Annotated in this window: 17 protein-coding genes; 10 read left to right on the plus strand and 7 right to left on the minus strand. The window is 53.3% G+C overall.

Going from position 1 to position 21,611, the window contains the following annotated elements; genetic code table 11:
• Positions 1–55: 55 nt before the first annotated feature.
• From G538_RS17690 to G538_RS0104745, 8 genes are all read left to right on the plus strand, one after another.
• A complete protein-coding gene (locus G538_RS17690) occupies positions 56–835 on the plus strand; it encodes an acyltransferase (RefSeq protein WP_084618086.1) in 780 nt (259 codons plus the stop codon).
• A 243-nt stretch (positions 836–1,078) separates the two neighbouring features.
• The gene (locus G538_RS0104715) at positions 1,079–1,903 is read left to right on the plus strand and encodes a glycosyltransferase (RefSeq protein ID WP_245566801.1); all 825 of its coding nucleotides are present in this window, start codon (positions 1,079–1,081) and stop codon (positions 1,901–1,903) included.
• The gene (locus G538_RS17940) at positions 1,893–3,806 is read left to right on the plus strand and encodes a hypothetical protein (RefSeq protein WP_157544299.1); all 1,914 of its coding nucleotides are present in this window, start codon (positions 1,893–1,895) and stop codon (positions 3,804–3,806) included. Before G538_RS0104715 ends, G538_RS17940 begins: the two co-directional genes overlap by 11 nt.
• Positions 3,807–4,135: 329 nt before the next feature.
• Positions 4,136–5,008: an ABC transporter permease gene (locus G538_RS0104725; protein WP_245566793.1), complete on the plus strand. Its 873-nt coding sequence runs from the start codon at positions 4,136–4,138 to the stop codon at positions 5,006–5,008.
• Positions 5,001–5,858: an ABC transporter ATP-binding protein gene (locus tag G538_RS0104730; protein WP_342664639.1), complete on the plus strand. Its 858-nt coding sequence runs from the start codon at positions 5,001–5,003 to the stop codon at positions 5,856–5,858. Before G538_RS0104725 ends, G538_RS0104730 begins: the two co-directional genes overlap by 8 nt.
• Positions 5,855–7,612, plus strand: a complete 1,758-nt coding sequence (locus tag G538_RS15115) for a CDP-glycerol glycerophosphotransferase family protein (RefSeq protein WP_051196577.1) — start codon at positions 5,855–5,857, stop codon at positions 7,610–7,612. Before G538_RS0104730 ends, G538_RS15115 begins: the two co-directional genes overlap by 4 nt.
• A gap of 140 nt (positions 7,613–7,752) precedes the next feature.
• Entirely contained in the window at positions 7,753–8,016 is a 264-nt protein-coding gene (locus G538_RS0104740; protein WP_029068416.1) for a type II toxin-antitoxin system prevent-host-death family antitoxin, read from the plus strand.
• Positions 8,013–8,273, plus strand: a complete 261-nt coding sequence (locus G538_RS0104745) for a type II toxin-antitoxin system RelE family toxin (protein WP_029068417.1) — start codon at positions 8,013–8,015, stop codon at positions 8,271–8,273. Before G538_RS0104740 ends, G538_RS0104745 begins: the two co-directional genes overlap by 4 nt.
• A gap of 25 nt (positions 8,274–8,298) precedes the next feature.
• On the opposite strand, the gene G538_RS15120 is transcribed toward G538_RS0104745, so the two are convergent.
• The 3 genes from G538_RS15120 to G538_RS15125 form a co-directional block, all read right to left on the minus strand.
• On the minus strand, positions 8,299–10,071 hold the full coding sequence (locus tag G538_RS15120) for a CDP-glycerol glycerophosphotransferase family protein (protein WP_051196578.1): 1,773 nt from the start codon (positions 10,069–10,071) through the stop codon (positions 8,299–8,301).
• Between the two features lie 48 nt (positions 10,072–10,119).
• Positions 10,120–11,571: a bifunctional cytidylyltransferase/SDR family oxidoreductase gene (locus G538_RS0104755; RefSeq protein WP_029068418.1), complete on the minus strand. Its 1,452-nt coding sequence runs from the start codon at positions 11,569–11,571 to the stop codon at positions 10,120–10,122.
• A gap of 104 nt (positions 11,572–11,675) precedes the next feature.
• Complete coding sequence (locus tag G538_RS15125; RefSeq protein WP_051196579.1) at positions 11,676–13,580, minus strand: hypothetical protein; 1,905 nt, start codon at positions 13,578–13,580, stop codon at positions 11,676–11,678.
• A 122-nt stretch (positions 13,581–13,702) separates the two neighbouring features.
• Between G538_RS15125 and G538_RS0104765 the strand changes: the two genes are divergently transcribed.
• Entirely contained in the window at positions 13,703–15,004 is a 1,302-nt protein-coding gene (locus tag G538_RS0104765; RefSeq protein WP_029068419.1) for a polysaccharide pyruvyl transferase family protein, read from the plus strand.
• A gap of 21 nt (positions 15,005–15,025) precedes the next feature.
• On the opposite strand, the gene G538_RS0104770 is transcribed toward G538_RS0104765, so the two are convergent.
• The 4 genes from G538_RS0104770 to G538_RS0104785 all read right to left on the minus strand — a co-directional run bounded on the left by G538_RS0104770 (position 15,026) and on the right by G538_RS0104785 (position 19,888).
• The gene (locus G538_RS0104770) at positions 15,026–15,295 is read right to left on the minus strand and encodes a hypothetical protein (protein ID WP_051196580.1); all 270 of its coding nucleotides are present in this window, start codon (positions 15,293–15,295) and stop codon (positions 15,026–15,028) included.
• 10 nt (positions 15,296–15,305) lie between these two features.
• On the minus strand, positions 15,306–15,533 hold the full coding sequence (locus tag G538_RS17945; protein ID WP_029068421.1) for a hypothetical protein: 228 nt from the start codon (positions 15,531–15,533) through the stop codon (positions 15,306–15,308).
• Positions 15,534–15,624: 91 nt separating this feature from the next.
• On the minus strand, positions 15,625–17,382 hold the full coding sequence (locus tag G538_RS0104780; RefSeq protein WP_029068422.1) for an endonuclease/exonuclease/phosphatase family protein: 1,758 nt from the start codon (positions 17,380–17,382) through the stop codon (positions 15,625–15,627).
• A gap of 112 nt (positions 17,383–17,494) precedes the next feature.
• Positions 17,495–19,888 (minus strand): SpoIID/LytB domain-containing protein, encoded by a 2,394-nt coding sequence (locus G538_RS0104785; protein WP_029068423.1) that lies wholly within the window; start codon positions 19,886–19,888, stop codon positions 17,495–17,497.
• 233 nt (positions 19,889–20,121) lie between these two features.
• Here G538_RS0104785 and ahcY point away from each other — a divergent pair, with 233 nt between their 5' ends.
• Positions 20,122–21,609 (plus strand): adenosylhomocysteinase, encoded by a 1,488-nt coding sequence (gene ahcY / locus G538_RS0104790; RefSeq protein ID WP_029068424.1) that lies wholly within the window; start codon positions 20,122–20,124, stop codon positions 21,607–21,609.
• Positions 21,610–21,611: the final 2 nt, after the last annotated feature.

The raw sequence follows: 21,611 nt of genomic DNA on the forward strand, positions 1-21,611 counted from the left end.
CATCAATTGTTGAAATTGCTTCGTCGAAAAACATCATCCCTTTGTGGAAGGCATCATGACTGCGAAAATTGTTCCTCTAGCTCCTTATTCTGATGATAAAGGAAACTCCATTGATTCGAATCTCAGCCTAGAAAAATCTAGAATTACTTTTAAGGGGTCAGGCAACCGTTTAATTCTTCATGAGTCTGCACGAATTGCGAACATCATAGTAAACTTTGATGGAAACAATGCTCTAGTGCAAATTGGTGCGAACCGTAATGTAGGGCCCTCGAGTTGGAATATACGTGCCGGTGAGGACTCGAAGGTGGTTATAGGAAACGATGTTTCCACTACTTCGATGTGCGTGATCTCTGCTGTTGAAGGTACATCAGTCGTCATAGGTAATGATGTAATGTTTGCCACCGGAAACCAGCTGCGTGCCGACGATGGACATGCGATATATGATGTTGTCACGGGTAACCGTGTTAACGATTCAAAGTCTATATCAATAGGCGATCATGTGTGGATTGCCTACGAAGCATGTCTACTTGGCGGTGCTCACGTAGGAGGCGGATCTGTCATAGGTTTTAGAAGTGTATTGAATCGACATGTTCCAAATAATTGTATTGCAGCCGGAATTCCAGCTCGTGTGATAAGAGAAAATATTGCGTGGGAGAGACCTCACTTATCGTTGACATCACCTCCCTACCGTCCGGACTCGTCACACATAACACCCACTCTGCAATATTGGAAAACTACTGAAAAACATCTCTCTGCGCCTGCCATAAAAAAGCGATCTCGACTAATCTTTAATAAAATAAAAGGCCTCATCAATTTTGATCGAAAAAAATCTTAGTGATCCTGGATAGTACTAGTCGATTCATGAAAGGGGGTTGTTTAAGTCGTCGCACCTTTATTTTTTTACCCGAGATTGAAAGTTGCGTTCGATTGTGAAGTAGTGGAAATCGAAAGACCGAGTCATTTAGAGTTTTCGATATCGTCTGGATGGAGTAAACTTTTGAAGTTCTCCATATGTAAAGATCTATTAGAATGAGTTCGTGTTTTTCTCGCTCATATACACAGGAAATTGGTGGATCAGATGAAACTATATACATTTTGGGAAGGAGCTGCCCCGTCAGTTTACCTGAAGGCATGTGTCGCAACTTGGTACTCTCATTTCCCGGAACTCGAGTTAACGATTATCGATCATTCAAATATGGGTGAGTGGCTCGAAGACCTATTACCCGTTTCCGAAGTGAAAAAGTTAAGTTTTGCGATGCAATCAGATGTCGTATCCGCCGCAGTTTTGAGTAAAGTAGGCGGTGTCTTCGTTGATATCGATACGATCGTGACAGGAGAGCGCGCTAGAAGCTTCATGCTACCGAAGGACGAGCGTCTTCATTGCTTCGGGATTAGTCCGGAAAGTGGTTTTCACTTGGCCCTCCTTAGTTCATCGGGTCCAAATCAGCTCGCTCGATTCTGGGTTGACCAGATCGCAAGGAGACTCAGTCCACTCCCTGGTAAGTATGAATGGAGTCACGTTGGCAACGCTCCGCTTTCAGACATTTTAAAGTCCATGGATACAAAAGATCTAATTAAAGTACTTGATAAGAATAAGTATGGCGTCATTTTGGAGACTTCACTTGGCGTTAAAGCGCATCCCATGGAGTTGTATCGTAGAATCTGGTTCGAGGAGACGAAATATGCCGATCTAAACTATCGAAACGTCGCTATAGCGGACTTGATGTTACTGCACAACTCATGGACGCCCAAATGGGTCAAAGAAATCACTTCAATACCAGTACTGCTGTCTAAAGATAACCTGTTTTCCTCAGTAATCTGTGATTCAATGGATGTTTCACGCTTCGATATGAGTTCGGTTCCCGTAAAATTTCGACTTGACGGAGATTCGCATGAGTTCTGAAATAATTTATCTGTCGAATTTATCTCGTGACAGAATTCGTTTACCGAATTACGTCGAGCTACTTGACGTTTGTAAGTTTGCTGGGCAGGATTCAGCGTTAGTTCGTTCGATGATCGGAAACTCTGAAGTCGTTTTCCTTGACGATACCTCCGCATGGCTCTATCCCGTACTCCGTCAAGTATCAATCGATTTAAAAATTGTTCTTCTTCTAGCTGGAAGCCAACAAATGTTGGCTGCTTTCACCCATGGGTTACCCGAAATAGAAGGCTATAAGTCCGCTTACCGCCACAGATTTCCGGCAATAGGTCTTTCAAATGGTATCTTCTGTCATCCTAATACATTTCTAGTCGTAGAAGACTCCTTCGCGCAAAAAGTTCGCTCGTTCACAGGTGTAGAACCTTCAGATTTTTATTCAAGAAATTTGTTTTCTGTACGCTCAAGTCAAAATTACGTACCGCTCGTGATTCAGGCTGGTTCTTTTGAATTACTGTTCGAGCACCTCTTCCCCTTAGATTTCACTAGCTCATCGTTAACAAAGGCAGCTCTTTCAGGGATTCTGTCTAAGGTACTAACACCAAATACACAGCATACGCATTCAAAAGCTACCCTAACTCGCATAAAACTCGCCCGACGAGGCTTATTGGTACGAGGTGCAGCCGCTGTTGAAGGTTTGCCGGTCGATAAGTACGGCTCACAAAGAACTAGTTTGGTTCTAACTGACGTCTTAGATGGCGAGACAAAGTATTCTTATCCGTTGGGTTTAACTCCGTCTGATTTATTAAAAGTGGAGTCAGATTTCAACTTCGGTTTCGAATATAGCGGATTCGAGAACTTAAGCGGACGCTCTATTCCCTACTCTGACCTACCAGATGGGAGCTTCAAAGTTTCCATAAAGATCACTAGAATAGAGGGCACCTTTAACATTGATTGCTTTGACTGTGATCTCGACTCTCTGCCATCTAAAATCACAGATACAGCTATTGCAAAATTTCGACGCGATGCGGGTCGTATATTTTTCGATAAATACAAATATTCGCAGTTGCCACTCGGGGCCCCGGTTAAAAAACTGCCTTCGGACGTAGTCATTTATGAAATGGAAGGTGGCGAGACCTATGGGTTTCGCTCTCCTTCTTCTGCAAACGCAGGCGCATCTGATCTGATCAAAGTGCTTAGAAATTCCAATCTAGTCCGGCCACCTGGTCGTTATTTCTTGCAAGCACTTAACTCTGTCACGCTCGAGCGTGCGCCCATACACGGGTTTATGGGTAAAAAGTTGTCAGTGTTGCATGAACATTCGTTAAGTCGACCTTTTTGCTTTGCTGGAGTTTCTCTTCGTGATGTTTTGAATTCGACTGCTTTCACGCTTCGGTTTGGAGGTGGCGAAGATGGACTGCACTGTTACGAGACGATGTCGGACTTCATAAAAGCGATTGATTCAGGCGAGTTTGTGTTAAGTACGGTTTCTCCTGTTGTTTTTTTCAATCTAAATGAAGAAGCGTTCTCGGAAAACGTCTCTCCCATTGATCTGGATCGATTCGGATTTCGCGAAACTCGCAAGCTCGTTCCTGTTAGTGAACTAATTCAGCGGATCAAAGAGCATTCTGTCGAAGGGCGTTATAGAGCGGTTTTCGTGGACGCTCCACCAGCCTCCGAACTTGTTGACGGTGATTTACGTCGTCCCTTCGCTGCGGAGGGAAAAATCCTGTACGAAGCATCTTCGACCGCAAGAGATGAGGCAGTTGCTGAGTTACCGTATTTACAGGTGCTGAGAATGAGTTCAAACTACCGGGCGAATATACAAGCAAAAATTTGTTCCGATCCTTATGCGTATGAAGAGCACTTTTATCATGATCTATTCAATGAAGTTTCTGAACTGCTAGAAATACATCCGCGATGGAGATGATTGTTTGCGCGAGTCTACAAGGAGATCATCAAGTTGAATGTTCCGGCTAAGAATGTTTGATGTGACCGACAGTGCTCCGTTTTCACGTCAAGAGTTCAAGCCGGGTAAGTACAGTAGTTTTTGAGCTCTGTCTTCGTTGAACAGGATCCGAAGAAGACTTGTGGGTATGGTGAACGCACCCCACATGGCGATGGTCGTGAGTTTGCGGCGGGTATCATTGAGCAGTCGCGGTGATGCGGTGCGTACTACGCGCTACCACGGCATGATCCCTACACGTATACCTATGCGGACCAGCGCTAATGGTGCTGGTCAAAGAGAGACAGTTAGCCGTGTCGATAAGTGAGCAGGCAGCCCAACACGGTCTGCACCCCGTTGGGGTGCGACCCAAGTTCGGCGAATACATCAAAGCGATCATCAAACGTCGCGAATTCATCACCGTCCTCGCCTCATCAAAGGCGCAAGCAGAAAACCAAAACACCTACCTTGGGCAAATCTGGGCGATCCTCACCCCGCTGCTCAACTCCATGGTGTACGTCCTGATCTTTGGGATTCTGCTGAAAACCCGTGACGGCATGGACAACGTCATCGGCTACATCGTGGTTGGAACCTTCATCTACGGGTTCTTCTCATCCACGGTGACTTCCAGCGCAAAATCGATCTCCGGGAACCTCAAGCTCGTCCAATCACTCCAGTTCCCCCGAGCGATTCTGCCCATCTCCATCGCCATGAAGGAAATGTTCGTCCTCCTTCCCGGCCTCGTCATCATGATGGTGATCTCCCAGATAGCTATCGGAGTAATACAAGGTAGTGAAGCGATCCACCCTGAACGGTGGCTGCTCCTCATACCAGCGCTGGTTATGCTGTTTCTCTTCTCCTCAGGCGTTGGGATGATCCTGGCCCGCTATGCCTCACGGATCCCAGACATCAACAACACACTCCCATTCATTCTGCGCATCGGAATGTACGCCTCAGGTGTCATCTTCTCCATCGATAGATGGGTGGAACACCCAGTTCTACAAGCAATCATGAGTTACCAACCCGTGGCTGTGTTCCTCAACCTGGCACGGCAAGCAGTACTGGCAGAATCAAACATTCCACTCGACTGGTCAAAGTGGGCGCTCGGATTAGGATGGGCTCTTGTCTTCTTCATCATTGGTTTCGTTACCTTCTGGAAAGACGAAGCGAGGTACGGCCGTGAGTAATACAGCAATGGATGACGAGTTCGACTACGAAATCGACCCAGAAGACCTCCCACAAGGCACCCCCACCCGTGGTGAACTCGGTGCCCCCTCCGTCATGGTCAACGACCTCCACGTCACCTACAAAGTGGTCGGTGCACGCAAAAGAGGCGCCACCCCCGTCAAAGACAACATGCTGCGCAAATTCCTACGCCGCGGCAAAAACCTCACCGGCGGCTACACCGAAATCAAAGCAGTCCAAGGTGTCAGCTTCACCGCACGCCACGGCGAATCCATCGGAGTGATCGGCACCAACGGGTCCGGAAAATCAACACTCCTCAAAGCAATCGCCGGGCTACTGCAACCATCACAAGGCGAAATCTACGTCTCAGGGATCCCATCGCTCCTCGGCGTCAGCGCAGTGCTCATGCGAGACCTTACCGGAGAACGTAACATCATGATCGGTGGGTTAGCCCTCGGGCTCACCCGCCAAGAAGTTGAAGACCGGTTCGACGAAATCGTCGAATTCTCCGGCCTCGGAGACGCCATCTACCTGCCCATGAAAACCTACTCCGCAGGAATGGGTGCGCGCCTCCGCTTCGCGATCTCCACCGCAGCAACCCCAGACGTCCTCATGGTCGACGAAGCCCTCGCCACCGGAGACGCAGCATTCCGCGAACGAAGCCGCGAACGAATCGACGAAATCCGGCAACACGCCGGAACAGTGTTCATCGTCGCGCACTCCCTGGCGAGTATAAAAGCAATGTGCACCAGAGTGATCTGGATGGACAAAGGCGTCATCAAAATGGATGGCGACCCACAAAAAGTAACAGCCGCGTACCGCAAATACACCAAGGATTCAGCCACAAAATGAGTGACAGTGTGCAGCCCAACACAACAACCAACCCGTTGAAAAAGCTGCACACACTCACCAAAGAACTCGCCGGGTACCCGGCAGTCCTCCTCCTGGCAACCGCGCTCGTCTTCGTAGCCACCCTCGCCGGCAAACTCACCACCCCCACCATCGCAGTGCTCCTCGCACTCATCACCACCACAGACCTCACCACCCGCAGGTACCTACCCCGCACCCGCACACAATTCACCACCTACGACGGTCGCGGATACCTCGGCTCAGGGCACGCCCAGCGCTACCTCACACTCGCCACCGCAAGCTACCTCGCCATCACCAACACCCCAACAGGGCACAGCACACTCACCACAAGCATCGTCATAGGGTTCGCAGTACTCTCGCTCACCCTCGAACCCATCACCCTACGAGCCACCCGCCGCGGCACCCTCAGCCACGCACACCTACCGTGGGCGCCAACACCACGCACCAACACGCCACCGCACTACCCCGCATACCTCGCCAACACCCTCACCCCCATCCCACTGGCCCTCGCCAACCACACCCCAGCGCTCCTCGCAATCACCGCGGCGCTCGTGACCCTCAGCCTGGCCCTGCAACTCCTCAGCAACGTTGCCGCATTGTCGCGCAACCGCATCAAACGCACCGTTGAAGCAACACTGCGCAAAGAACTCACCGCCTACCAGCCAAAGTTCTACCTCTACTACGACGCCGCCCCAGGGACCGCATACCAGATAGGGATGTGGCTGCCGCACCTCGACGCCATCGGTGAACGGTACTGCGTGATCCTCCGAAACCAAAACACACTCAATGAAGTAGCAGCACTCACAAACGCCCCCGTGATCGTGCGTAACTCCATGACCAAACTCGACGACGTCACCATCGACAGCGTCACCACAGTGTTCTACGCCAACAACGCCATCAAGAACGCTCACTTTGTGCGGTTCCACCAGTACACCCACATCCAGTTAAACCACGGGGACTCCGACAAACCCCCAAGCTACAACCCTGCGATGCGCATGTACGACCGGAACTTCGTCGCTGGCCAAGCAGCCGTGGAACGCTACGCCAACCACGGCGTTGACACCGCCCCCGGCTACTTCGACATTGTTGGCCGCCCACAAATCAAAGACATCCAACCCGCGCACAAACAAGCCGACCCAACCGGGCACACCATGCTGTACGCGCCCACCTGGGCTGGGTTCATGGCAGACAGCCAATGCTCCTCACTGCACATCGGGCTCAACATTATCAACGCCGCACTATCCGCAGGAACACGCATCATCTTCAGGCCGCACCCCCACGCCCGCAAAACCCCGGCGCTACGAGCCGGGTGCGACGCCATCACCGCCCGCCTCACCGAACACGCCGCAACGACCGGCATCGACCATGTGTTTGGCGAAACAGCAGAACGCGAGTGGAGCATCATCGACTGCATCAACCACTCAGATTCCCTCATCTCAGACGTATCCTCAGTGATCCCTGACTACCTGTACTCCGGGAAACCCATCATCCTCACCGCAATCGGGGCGCCAAGCCTCGAAGAGTTTCTCACCGAAAACCCCATTGGGGCGGCCTGCTACATCCTCACCGAAGACCTCAGCAACCTGCACGAGGTCATCGCTGAGGCCGTCCACACTGACACTCTGCGCGAACAACGCCAACGCCTGCGCACCCACTACCTGGGCGACTTTCCCCACGAAACATACGACCAAGCGTTCCTCACCACAGCAAGGCGCTACGTCAACGGCAACGCATGAGCAACTCAACAGTGAAGCTGTAAATCTCATACCCGCCCGACGGACATTTTCACTGACGCCTCATGTGACAGGTGCACCGGTGTGTCAATTCAATGGGCACGAGTCTGTGTGAATGTGTAATCTAGTGATACTGTGTACACATGGATACAGTTACGAGCGCAGTGACAACCCGTGAGTTACGAAGCCAACTCTCGGACGTTCTCGGGCGCACCATGTACGCAGGCGAGCGCATCGGCGTGACGCGTAACGGCAAACTTGCAGCCGTTGTTGTCAGTGTTGCTGACCTAGAAGCCCTTGAAGAATTCGAAATGATGCAAGACGTTGCTGCCTATCGTGAAGCGAAGGCATCGGATGATGGTGCCCGGGTGTCGATTGAAGAGTTGCGTGCTGACATCGCTTCATGAACTACAGCATTCAGTTCACTAGTGCCGCAGCGCGGCAGGTGAAGAAACTACCGCATTCTGTGCGCGCACGAATACTAGACGCCATTGAGCGATTGGAAGAAAATCCCCGGCCACATGGTTCCCAAAAACTTGTCGGAGAAGCAACGGCTTGGCGTATTAGAGTCGGAGATTACCGCGTGATTTATGACGTCTTTGACGGAGAGCTGATCGTGTCGATTGTCAGAGCGGCGCATCGGCGTGAGGTCTATGAACGGTAGATCTTGTTAGGCAGCACTAGAATGGTCAACTCCTAACTGGGTTCAGAACCTCATCACGCAAGGTCTCAACAAAAAACTGTTCCCGGGCATCGTCCGGGATGTCACCCAAGTAGTGGCGCTTCATCGCAACACGAGCCGCAGCCAATGGGTCATGCGTAAACAACTGATCAAACAACACCTCCAACGCCGCAGTGCGGGTCTTCGGGTCAACAACCATTTCCCGCCCCGGGAGCACATACGCGCAACGAGCCAGAGACGTCTGAGCCGAAAACGCATCAGCGTTCGACATTCGCACCATCGCGAGCGGTTTCTCCGAGTACAAAAAGTCTGCAGCAACAGAAGACACATCAGAAATCAACGCATCAACCCTGTTAAAAACTTGGGCAAGCGGCACCAACTCTGCTTCATCGCCCCACACATGTTTCACCCCAGACTGGGCGGAATGCTGCCGCAAAAAATCGATGATCGCGGTACGGTACTGCGCGTACCGAGGGTGCAACTGAGAATAAGGGTGCGCCCTGAAAACAACCCTCACCCCGCGCTCCGCAAAAAACCGCACAATATCCAGCCCTAGCGGCAACGACGAATAATTTGCATCAGAATAAAAACCCTGCCACGTAGGTGCGTACAACACCGTACGCTGCGCCCCCTCAGCACGAGCACCCACCGCAATAGTGGTGATCTGGGGGCGCCCCACAATCCGGAAAAAGTCCGGTGGGGTAGCGATACCGTGCTCCGTGAAACGGTCAACAGCTGCCTGCCCGGCCACAAAGTTACGCGTAAACATTTTGAACGCCGGGTTATAACTCGGGGCCTTATCAGAGTCACCGTGATTCAGCTGAATATGCTTCAAGTGGGTGTACCGCACCACATGGTTATTGACCGTTGCGGTGTTGCAATACAACACCGCACGCAGTGACGGCACAATGACAGTGTCCAACTCTGAGAGGCGCTCACGGAAAATGATGGGCCGGTCAGTGAGGGCGGCAACTTCCAAAAAGTTTGCGGGGCTACGCAACAAAACTGCGAACGGCACACCCAACTTTTCAACATATGGGAGCCACATGCCCACCTGGTAGGTGGTTTCAGGTGGCGCCTCCCAATGGAACAGCACCACAGGGGAGTACTCTTCCAACGCCCGCCGCAGGTTCGGTATCTCGCGGTTCCGTTGAAGAACAAGGGACGCCGCCTGGACCAGTAACACCGCAGTCAGGGTCACCGAGATAATTGCCAATACCAGCGATCCACTCAGAAAATCAGGGCGATACATCGATGCGGCGTGAACACACCCAGCTCCCAACCACACCAACGCCACAAGCGAGGGCGAATAGAACAACTGTGGGTAGTACGTGAACCCCGGAAGGTTCGCAGCCATGGGAACAATGCGTTCAGCAATAGAACGCAAACTCAGTTCCAAAGCCACCGCCACAACAAGTAACAACCCCGTGACCATGTATTCAACAGGTACTTGGCCTGACACCCCGGCAAACCCCACCGTGATGAGGAGCATCCGGGGTATCAGGAATGTGCCAGCCGCTGAACCGGTCACTGCAACCAACCGGTGATCACTGTGCGCGGGTGCCAAGCGCAGCGCTGGGCGCCACGCCCACATAATCGTTGCTATCCCAACCAGGACAGCGCCAACAGCCACATATGCTTGGTCCAAATACGCGGCAATGACCGCAACAACAAATATCAAGCTGGTCGCCAAAGGGCGGACCCCCGCGAGCCCAGCGAACTTCATCATTCGCCGGTGCTCACGGGCCCACACCCGAGGCTCGTCATCAGCAAGCGACACGCGTCATCCGATCATTGTGAAACGGTCACAAAGGGACCGGGGCGACGGTTATTTGGTTTCTGTAGCAGACAGCTCTTGTTCCGCCTCGCTCAACGCCTCGTTGATTGCGTCCCCTGCTGAGCGTGCACCAGCATTTTCTTTACGGACATCAACGACCAAGCCGGTGATGTCAGATGTGATGACATCCAACGATGTTTCAGCAACTGACACGGCAGACAACAAACTTCCAGGTGATTCCTCACCAAAAGCTTTAGTGCGCATGGGGGTGGCAGTGCGTTCAGGGTTAATGACATTGACCTTGATGCCCTGCGCTGCCCATTCCTCAGATAACGCCTGAGTCAGGTTCACCACGGCGGCCTTAGTCGACGAGTACAGTGAGTAGTTCTCCCGCCCACGAGTGTATGACGACGAGGTGAAGTACAGCAGGTGACCCTTGGACTTCGACAAGTACCGGTACGCGGCCTTCGCCACCTGCACAGGGGCAAGGTAGTTCACGCCAATGGTTTCCGTGATTTCCTCTTCTGAGGTATCAGCAAGCCGTCCAATGCGCAGCACACCAGCGGTAAGGATCACGGCGTCAATAGCACCGTACTTCTCGTAGGTCTCCTCAAAGGCCTTCGCAATGGATTCGGGGTCTTGTACGTGCAAGCCCGTGGTGGAACGGCCGTGGGAAACCACGTTCGCTCCGTGTGTTGCGGCGATCCGGCAAATCTCAGCGCCAATCCCGTACGACCCACCCAACACCACAATGGTTTTACCCGCCAAGTGCACGGCGCGCTCTTCATCATTGGCGTGAAGGGGAGCGGAACGTGAAGCAAGTTGGAACAACTTGTCAGCAATGAACAAGTCCACCGGGTGGGTGACCTTGAGGTTGTGCTCAGCACCTTGAACCGTCTTGATAGGCACAATTGGCAAGTACTTTAAAACAACACCACAGTCATCAGTGGCAGCGAAGTACGGGTCTTCCATGGCCCGTTCGTATGCCTCTTTGAGGACGGTGAGTTTAAAAGCTTGAGGTGTTTGACCGCGGCGAAGCAGCGCACGGTTAGGGATTGAGGTGATGACCTCATCGCCATCGACAGCAACAATGGTGTCAGAGGAAGGAATCACAACGTCAACAGCGCCATACACATCAAGTGTTTCAACGCATTCACGGATAATCCGCTCATCCAGCAACGGCCGCACAGCATCGTGAAGGACTACTTTGCACTCGGCGTCATCAATGGCGTCAAGAACCTTGCGGGTTGTTTCATTACGAGTGGAACCACCCTCAAGAATTTTGGTGAGCTTTTTGAAACGGCTCCCCAAAAGAGTAGCCACATTCTCCGACCAACCCGGAGTGATCATGACAATCACTTCATCGATCTCAGGGCTCTGGTCGAACGCGGTGACCGTGTGCTCCAGAATAGTTTTGCCAGCGATCTTCACCATTTGCTTGGGCACATTCAGCCCGAGCCTGGCTCCAACTCCACCGGCGAGCACAACGCCTACAGTCCGCACAGGATTACCTTTCCTCGATGACAAGTAAATGGCCCACACGTGGCGCCGGGATTAACTTTACCCCGCAACGACGCAAAGGGCTGAGCCCAACAATAGCGATCGGTTTACACCATTCCCAGTGCAGCAACCCGCTCGTTACGCTGCTGGGACTCGCGAGACAAACGGCGAACAGCCGCTGAGAACGTCTCCACTGACGTTTCAGGGGCATCACCCAACAACGCCCGCCGTAACGCGCCGCGTGCCTCACGGAACGCATCGTCCTGGTTTCCAGTAGCTACACCCAAAACTTGGGCGAGGTCAGGGTTAGCGGGGGAGAGGACTTGAGCGCCGGATGCTGAAGGGAACTCCTCCAAGAATTCGCTCGTCGATTTACCCGTGCAATTGGTGACAGCGTACGGGCGGTCCAACGCAATGAAATCTGAAATGACACTAGAAATGTCTGCAACCATGAAATCTGCAGCCGCCATGCACGACCAGATAGACAAGCCTGCGCTCGAATCTGAGGTGATGTGCCCGCGCTCACCAAAAGCAGCAATATATGCGGCGTCGCGGCGTGATTGCTGGTCAAGGAGTTCCAAACTGGAAACGGCGTTGTCAGCAACAAATTCCGGCAAGACAATCGGGGCTGTGACAACCTGTGCATTCAGCTGCGCAAGAGCATCAACGATCTCGTTGTGTGCTGCCATCACCTCAGCGGAGCGGCGCCCCGTGAACGGGTGGGGGCGGTAAATCAAACGCACCGGCGTTGCACTGCTTCGCACTGCTTCAACAAGTTGACGCCCAACAGTGGGGATAGAGCAGTAGTTCTGAAGTTCGTTCCACCCCTCCCACGTGGGTGCGTACAAAATCGTGGGAATGGGGGTTGGGGCCACTGAGGATTCCAGCAGGTCCAATACTTGCGGGCGCCCAACAGCGACAACATCTTCGGTGTGGACGCCAATCTCTGCGCGCACATACCGGTCAATCCCTGCCTGGCCTGCAGTCCACACCTCGTCATACACCTTGGAGTACGGGTTGAATGAGGCGTTTTTGTCGCTGTCGCCGTGGCCCACAAACACCGAACGCATTGTTGGGATACGCAAAAAGTGGATGTTCTTACCCACGTTGGCGGGGTAGAGCGCAACGCGCACTGAGCCAAAGTCCAAAGACATCAAATCAACGGCACCAGGAATACACAGCACAGGAATCGACGTGGGCGCTAGTGCATTGAAAACAGACTTCTCACGCAGCACAACAACCCCACGGATACCTTGCCGCTCAAGGCGTTCCATCGTGGAAAGCCACGAGTTCACCTGGTAGGTGGAGGGTGCATCACCTGAGAAATACAACGCAACCTGTGGGTTGAGCTCGTTCAACGCGCTTTGGATCAACGCCAACCGGTCACCGGTACGAGGCACACGACGAACATCGAGAATGCACCGCGCGATCTGACCTAAAACAACCAACTGCCACAGCGCAGCAATCAGCCCAAAAATAACCACAGCACCGATGGTGTCAGTGATCATGGCAGGGATACCAAAGAGCAACGCCGCAGGCACCGTGCGCCACACCTCAGGTAGTTGGGCTAAGAATCGAGGGCGGTAAGTGTGCGTGGGGAGGTAGGCATCAATATTGCGGGCGTCAACAGACACCGAGCGGCGCGCATTAAGTGAACTCATCAAGAGCACCTGAGCACAGTGGAGCAACAAAGTGAGAATCGCAAAAACAACAGTTGTTGTCAGTTGCTCATTAACTTTGTTTGTCCCGACAATTAGTGAGACAAGGAGGAGCGACACGCTGAGACGCACAGCGAATCCAAAAGCGGCCCTGCGGAGTAATGCAGCGACCTTAGGGTGCATACGTAATGAGAATTCTCCAGCAGCCCATAACGCCAGGCCAGGAACCGCAAACTGCCACTGATGTGTGGCAATAGCCGCCATCTGTAAGGTATACCCCACAAGGGCATAGGCCGCCGTTGCGGGAAGCGAACCAAAGATGGACAAGCAGAAAGACGCAACGCGTCGCAGCATTCGAGCTCCTGATACAGATTTTTTGGAAGATCCACCTCTAGAATAGTGCCGTTCCCGGCATCCCTATGACGCAGTACGCCTCCTCTACAGTCCGATCAGGCCCTTCACACAGAAACTGCATAATGCCCAAGATTCTCGTACGTGCCGCCCAAAACCCGCTCCTGACCTATGGGACCATGGAATCGACCCGTCTCATGGGTGGAAATTCAGGGAACCTTCTCTACGCCAACGGCGTAGCGCGCGCCTTATCCGCGCAGGAAAACACAGTACGGTACGGGGGTTTCGCGGTACACCGAGACCAAGACCCAAGCCAGTGGATCGCCGAGACTAACGCAAAGTACGACCACTACGTCATGCCGATGTCCAACATGTTCCGGGCGTCATTCACCACCCAACTGCAGTCACTCACCCGCATTATTCGGCAACTAGAGATCCCCGTCACCATTGTGGGTGCAGGGGCACAAACAACCGCCGATGCCGCTGAGTCGGAAAAATTCACCATGGGCCGCACCGGCCGCACCAAAACAATGAGCACCAAAGCCGCTGACCGGCACAACGAAGCGATCTACAACCTCGTTGAAGCAGTGCTTGAGAAATCCCACTCAATGGGGGTGCGCGGCGAGTACACCCGCAAATTCCTTGTTTCACTGGGTTTACCTGCCGACCGCATCACGGTCATTGGGTGCCCCTCAATTTTCACGTGGGGCCCACAACACCAAGTCAACAAAGGCGTTGACGCACTCACCCCACGCTCAGCAGTGTCCATGAACATTGACTACCGTGTGCCCGGTATTGAACGCCTCATTGACGCCAACATGGCCCGGTACCGCAACCTCACCAGCCCATCCCAAGACGCAAAATCAGCACGCATGATTGTTACGGGCAACGACCAATACGACCTCGACACCGTGAACCTGGGCACCCCCGTGCACACCGGCCACCCGCTCTACAAAAAACGCAAGGTTGTGTACTACCCCAACCCGTGGGGCTGGATTGAGTCATTCACAGAGCAGGACTTCGCCTTTGGTACCCGCCTTCATGGGAATATCGCAGCGATCCTCGCGGGCACCCCAGCGCACATCCTCGCGCACGACTCCCGCACCCTGGAACTCGCCGAATATCACGCAATGCCACACACCAAATACACCCGTGATGGCGATGTGCCCCTCGCCGAAGACCTCTACCAAGACACTGACTACACCCAGTTCAACGAACTGATGCCACAGCGCTTTGAGACGTACTTGCAGTTCCTGCGGGACAACAACCTTCACACCATCTGGGATGAAGACGGCACCGCACCACGGTTCGACAAAAAAATCCGCGCAGGTAAACGCATTGGTGCTGTGCGGCCCCCACAAAACAACCCTGCGCTGCGCTTTGCGAACAAAGTGCAGCGCAAGGCTGAGAGTTTACTACGGCGCTAAGCCTGTCAGTTCGCGACCGATCTATGTATGTGCTGGTTCGCGAAACCTAGCTTGCGCTGCTTGCCTAGTTACGCCCAGTGTCATGCCGATATCAGCCCAGGTGTATCCTGCCTGACGCGCCAAAGTTACGGCTTTTCGTAGTTCTAGATCAGCGGCATGAACGTCTCGCTGAGCCAAACCTACTCGGCGTAGTTCTTGGGGGTCCTCAGCAGGTGTCATTGTAGGGTCTAGAGCGTCAAGCCATGCTTCGGCGTTGATAGTCCCATCGTGGTCATTTTGGTGTGCCGTCATTTTTCTCACCTCACAAATAGTGGTAGAACTTTGCCCTCAGGGGCATGGCATGGATGACACGTGGGTCATCGCTCTCGGGGTCAGCTATGACGAGCTCAAGTAATTGTGCGCCTTGATCCGCTCCGATGATTAACACCAGTTTGTCATCCATCTTTACCCGACGCATCGGCACCTGTAACCCGGCTTTTATCTGATCTTCTGAAATTCCGTGCTTCAGTGCGCTGGGTAAAATTCTCACACGTCAAGCCTTACTTGACAATTTGGTATTGTCAAGTAAGGCTTGACGTGCGTGGGTGGTGAGCGTGTTCCTAGTTGAGTGAACGAACCTGTCAGTTCGCGACCGACAGTTGCGCGACCTGCAGGTTGTGGTCTGACCCACGGAAAGCATCGTTGAAGCTGCCATCCGAGTTCAGGACAGCCTGGTTTTCGTAGTACGAAGAACCAGGGGAGTTCTTGATAAAGATGTGGTCAATGCGGGTCCCCACGTAGGCGTACTTGAAGGGTTTACGGGGGTACCCGCCATCAGTTTTCGCTGTTTGGTTATTGGTTGTCCCGATACCCATGTTCACGCGTTTCTTAGCGTGTGCAGCAGAGTAGTAGCCGTTGGCTGCCAGCCAGGTGGTTGCCCCGTTGGGGTAGCGGGCAACGTCAGTGTTGAGGTCACCCATGATCACCACGGGAAGAGTTTTCCCGCCGCTTTTCGCGGCAATGAACTTATTCACGCCCTCGGTGATACCCAACCGGAGGCGCTGAGCTTCCGCGCTGGTGCCCTTAGGGATGTGCAGTGACACCACGTAGAACCGGTCTTTCGTGGCGATGTTTTCCATGTACGCCCACGCGAAGTACTTCACAGTTTCATTCGTTGTGGAGTCCCGCTTGTAAGGAACACTGGTCACAGCTTTGGTGGAGTGCAGGCCGGAACTGATCTTCCGCACCTTGGTGGGGTTGTAAAAAATGTGAGCGCCCTTTGTGGTGGCACCTGGTGCGGTGCCAACCTGCGCTTCTGTGAGCGCTGACTTGTATGTCGGGGCGAGTGCCTTAGCTAAAGCGAGGTATTGGCGGGGGCTGTCTGTTCCATTTACCGGTGCTGTGGTGAGCTCCTGGAACGCAATTACGTCAGCTTTGGAACGTTCAACGGCGCGCACAACCGCTGCTTGGCGTTGAGTCCATGAGCGGCCTGCGAGGTTCTTCGTTGCGGCAACGGAACCAACGTTATATGCGGCGAAACGCAGTTTCTGGGCGCTGGTGCCCTTCGCGGAACGCGCAGTGGTGTACGTGTGGGTGATCTTCGTCTTTTTTGTTTTCCCAGCATTTGTGACGAGCACTCGCACAAACGCAGGGTTGCCTGAGCCATCACCAATCTTCGAGCGCCACGACGATGGGATTGTGACGATCGCTGAGTTCTTGTGTACTGGTGCTGACACGGTGAATCGTGTTGATGATTTCTCTAGTGCTTTGTTGTTGTGTGACACCAAAATTTTCAGTGACTCAGCGCGGGCCGGTTGTGACCACGTCACTTTGATTTTGTTGACACCAGCGGGCACTGCTTTGACGCTGACAGTTGCTGGTGTGGCGCTGACTGTTTTGACCTTGATGGCTTTGCTGTACCCCGAGGCGACTTTGCCTTTAAGGGCGCGCACCTTCACGTAGTAGACCTTGCCTTTTTTCAACTTGGTCAACGATTTAGCGGTCGTTTTGGTGGTGACTTTTTTGGCACCTTTGAAGTCTTTACGCAACGAGTACACAACTTGGTACTTGGAAGCACCGGAGACCTTCGGCCATTTCACGGTTAGCCGCTTAGACCCAGGGATAATGTTGACCTTGGGTTTAGCTGGCTTTTTTGCGGTGAAGATAAACCCAGCTGTGTGCTGTGGCACCATGCTGAACGATGCCGGACTCACTGAAGCGACGCCTGTTGCTGCGGTTGCGTGTGCAGCGGCGTTGAGGGTCACTGTGGCGGGCATTGGCGTGTTTGTCGATGCGCTACTTGCGGTAGCTGCAGGCGCTGCGGCTACGCTGCTGAGGAGCGCCAATGCGGTGATTGCGGAGATTGTTAGACGGTGACGCGGTGTGGGGGAGCCGGGCATCGTGTGTCCTTGCTGTCAGGCTGGTGCGCTGTCAAACGGGAAAGCCCCGCTGAGTTGTCTCTCTTACTATCGACAACTCAGCGGGGCTTTTTAGTCCCTGGTGATCAGGAGCTTAGTTTGCAGCGATTTTGGAGACCCACGAGGCTTTGGTTCCCAATTTTGTGCGCCATACGTCGGCTTTATAGGTGACTGTCTGCTTTGCTCCAGTACTCGAGGTTGCGGTCAATGACTTTACTTGACCGGATGAGTACTTCGCTGAGACGGTCACTGATTTGACGTCCGAGAGTGAAGGGAAAATGCCCTTCATCTTGGACTGCGTGACCGACTGGGTCCACGACACGTTTGAGTTACCTGGAGCTCGAAGGCTGTACGGGTCATTGACCGACCGCAGGTAGCTCACCTTAGAGGACCAGACATCCTCAGAGTTTGCCGTACGTCCGCCCGAAGCCGAGTAGTAATACGAGCCAGATAGCGAGTTACCGTTGAACAGCAACTTGCCAGTGGAAGCGCTTGAGTGCGTTGCATTTACTGCTTCTTTCCACTTCTTGCCGTAGTACCCGTTCGAGCCCTCGTTCTCCTTGTCCCACCCGGTAAAGAACTGGTGCTGGGTGGTGTCAACAATGTGGCAGTTGCAGGTTTTGTTCAACGAACTGTTCAACCGGTTTTGTGCGTAGGTGCGGGCGGTGATGGCCTGCGCTTGCAAAGCGGCAGCTCCACCGTTGTATCCCCAGCCTGATGGCATCTCAGCGATACCGTACATGTACTCGGTTTGGAACTTCAGATTGTTGACAACGTTCAACGCGCCGCTGCTTGACGTCACAATCAACTGCCCGTGACGGTAGTTACCGGAACGGCTCGATGTAATGGAACCCTGCACTGTGGCAACAGATGGTCCACCGGTGGGGTTGTAACGATTAGTACCGGACCACCTGACGTACACCGCAGAGCTCGATGCTGTTGTCGATGTAGCGGACCCCGACGAGTTCAACAACGTTGCTTTGACGTTCGAGCCAGACACTTGCATACGCACGGACTGGGTGGTGGAGACTTTCTCGAACCCGCGGAGCTTATTGCCCTGCGCATCAACTAACGTCCACCAGCCTTTTGCGCCGTTTTTGAAGCTAATAGTCCTGGTGGTGTACTTCGGATTGTTGAAACCAGGGCCAAGAAGTTGCACGTTGATGTACTGCTTTGACGACGTGTAGTTCTTCACGGTGTTGCCGGAATAGTAGTGCTGGAGGATCTGCGCAGCTGTTTTACCCTCACGTGCCATCTGGTATGCCCCGAACTGGGACATCCCGATGCCGTGACCAAAACCAGAACCACTGACCGTGAAGGACGAAGGGACCCCGTTCGCTGGTGGCGCTGGTGTGGTGGGAGCTTTGGTTGTCAGGTAGGTGTCTGCAACCCACGCTGTGACTGTTTTACCACCAAGGGGCCCTGTCACTTTGCGCCAGGTGTACCCGCCAGCGACTGAAACATCAGCAGGGTTGTGTGACAACTTTGTGCCATTCGCAAACTTACCCACACTGCCATAGTTGGTGCCTGGGCCAGAACGGGCATTCAAACCCACACTTGAGTTCACCCAATAGGTTGCAGAGGAGTCAGCAACACTAATGGTGTACGTACCAGTGCGCGCAGTCGCGGCAACAACTCGGTACTTCGTGGTTTTTGACGGTTTGATTGTTGTGGTTGCTGTCCCGTTTTTGATGGTCAAACTACGCAGAGTTTTCCACGATGACCCGGTGTGATACTGCAAACGAACGCTAGCTTTTGGTACAGCTTTACCGTTTTTTGTGTACCCGACGGTGAGCTTTGTTGAAGAGCCCTTGCTGATACTTTTACTTGACGCCCGGATTGTGGCCTGGGGTTTGACCGTCACCTTGAAAGATTTTGTCGTTGAACCAGTCGATACCGAACGCCACCGGTAAGTAGACGTTGACTTCGGAACACGAGTAAACGTCGCTTTCCCACTCTTCAACGTCATTGTTTTAAGTGTCTTCCACCGGCTACCAGCCTTGTACTGCAACTGGACTTTGCCTGTCGCAGCCTTACCTTTTTGGAAGTACTCAGTGGAGAACGTCGTTTTAGTTTTAGGGTTGACCGACGCGGAGGACACCTTCGAGGTGAAACCGTGCTGAAGTTTGACGGTCTTTACAGCCGAGACGGTCTTTTTTGTGGTGGTCGCTAACCGGTATGAACGGTTCTTTGGTGGCTTCGCAGTAGTTGTCGCAACACCATTGGTAATCGGCACTTTGCGGGCCGTTTTCCATTGAGACCCAGACTTGTACTGCAGCAGCAAACTACCTGAACGTTGTAGCGCGTTGTTCTTGTAGAACTTAGCTTTCAACGTGGCGGATTGTCCTTTGAGAACAACCGATTTGTTTGCTGTCACGGTAATGCGATTGGGTGATGCTGCGCTGGCAGGGGCGGTGGCGGTCAAAGAAACACCGGCTGCGACCAAGGTCGCAACAAGCATTATCCGAAGTGCAGTCAGGTAACGCATGATTATAGTGTGCAGTCACTTTCTGGATGTCGTATTACGGAAAGATAACGGTCACTCGTTCGTTGACGATATCGCGGACACGTGCCTGTACCGGTTCCCATCGGCCGGCGGGTCGCGCATCTTTGTCTTTTTCTCGTCGATATCTCAGATTTCGCGTTCCACTCGACAACGCGAAGCAAGCCGATAGACTGCCCATGAACTCTCCGAAACCCAGTGATGTGAACGGAAAAGCCATGACTGCTCAGTTCGACGAAGCTCCCGGCCGCTACAAAGTTCGTGACCTCACCCTTGCTGAGGCAGGCCGCCACCAAATCCGTCTCGCTGAGCACGAAATGCCTGGGCTCATGGCATTGCGAGAGGAATATAAATTCACCCGCCCACTGACCGGTGCCCGCATCGCCGGTTCGCTGCACATGACGGTCCAAACCGCAGTACTCATCGAAACGCTCGTGGCGCTTGGGGCGCAGGTGCGATGGGCATCGTGCAATATTTTCTCCACCCAAGACGAAGCCGCAGCCGCCGTGGCTGTTGGCCCCACCGGAACTCCAAGTAGCCCGCAAGGTGTTCCGGTATTCGCGTGGAAAGGTGAAACCCTCACCGAGTACTGGGACTGCACGGAACAAATCATGCTGTGGACTGACGCTGACGGGCGGCGCATTGGCCCCAACATGATCCTCGATGATGGTGGGGACGCCACATTATTTGTGCACCTTGGGGTGCAGTATGAAAAAGACGGGTCCGTTCCCGAGGCGCTATTCCCAGGGGATGCCGGGTACAACGCCGAAAAAGAAGAAATCCACCGGATCTTGCGTGACTCTGTTGTCGAATCAGGCATGCACTGGACACAAATCGCCAATGACATCTTGGGTGTCACGGAAGAAACCACAACCGGTGTGCACCGCCTCTACGCTCTAGCAGAGAAAGAACAGTTACTGTTCCCCGCGATCAACGTCAACGATTCTGTGACGAAATCAAAGTTCGATAACAAGTACGGAATCCGCCACTCACTCCCAGACGGAATCAACCGTGCCACCGACATTTTGATCGGTGGGAAAGTTGCTTTTGTTGCGGGCTACGGGGACGTTGGTAAAGGCGCTGCTGAGGCATTCCGTGGCCAAGGTGCACGGGTGATTGTCTCTGAAGTTGATCCCATCTGTGCGCTGCAAGCAGCAATGGATGGTTTCCAAGTGGCCCGCCTCGAAGACGTTGTTGATCAAGCAGACTTTTTCATAACCACCACCGGGAACTTCGATGTTATTCGTGCCGAGCACGTCCTTGCCATGAAAGACAAAGCGGTGGTAGGAAATATTGGTCACTTCGACAACGAAATCGACATTGCTGGGATCGCAGCGGTGGATGGCGTCAGCAAAGTAGAAATTAAACCCCAAGTACACGAGTGGAACTTACCCAATGGGCGCTCAGTCATTGTGCTCTCTGAAGGGCGGCTGTTGAACTTGGGCAACGCTACTGGTCACCCCAGTTTTGTCATGTCGAACTCATTCGCAAACCAAGTGATCGCACAAATCGAGTTGTTCACGAAGGCGTCTCACGGCCAATACCCGACTGGTGTGTACCGACTCCCAAAAATATTGGACGAGAAAGTCGCCCGCCTCCACCTCGATGCGCTAGGAGCACGGCTCACCGAACTCTCACCACAACAAGCGCAATACATTGGAGTACCGGTTACTGGCCCATACAAACCAGAGCATTACCGCTACTAGCC

It is taken from the genome of Jonesia quinghaiensis DSM 15701 (assembly GCF_000423205.1).
GTDB lineage: Bacteria > Actinomycetota > Actinomycetes > Actinomycetales > Cellulomonadaceae > Jonesia > Jonesia quinghaiensis.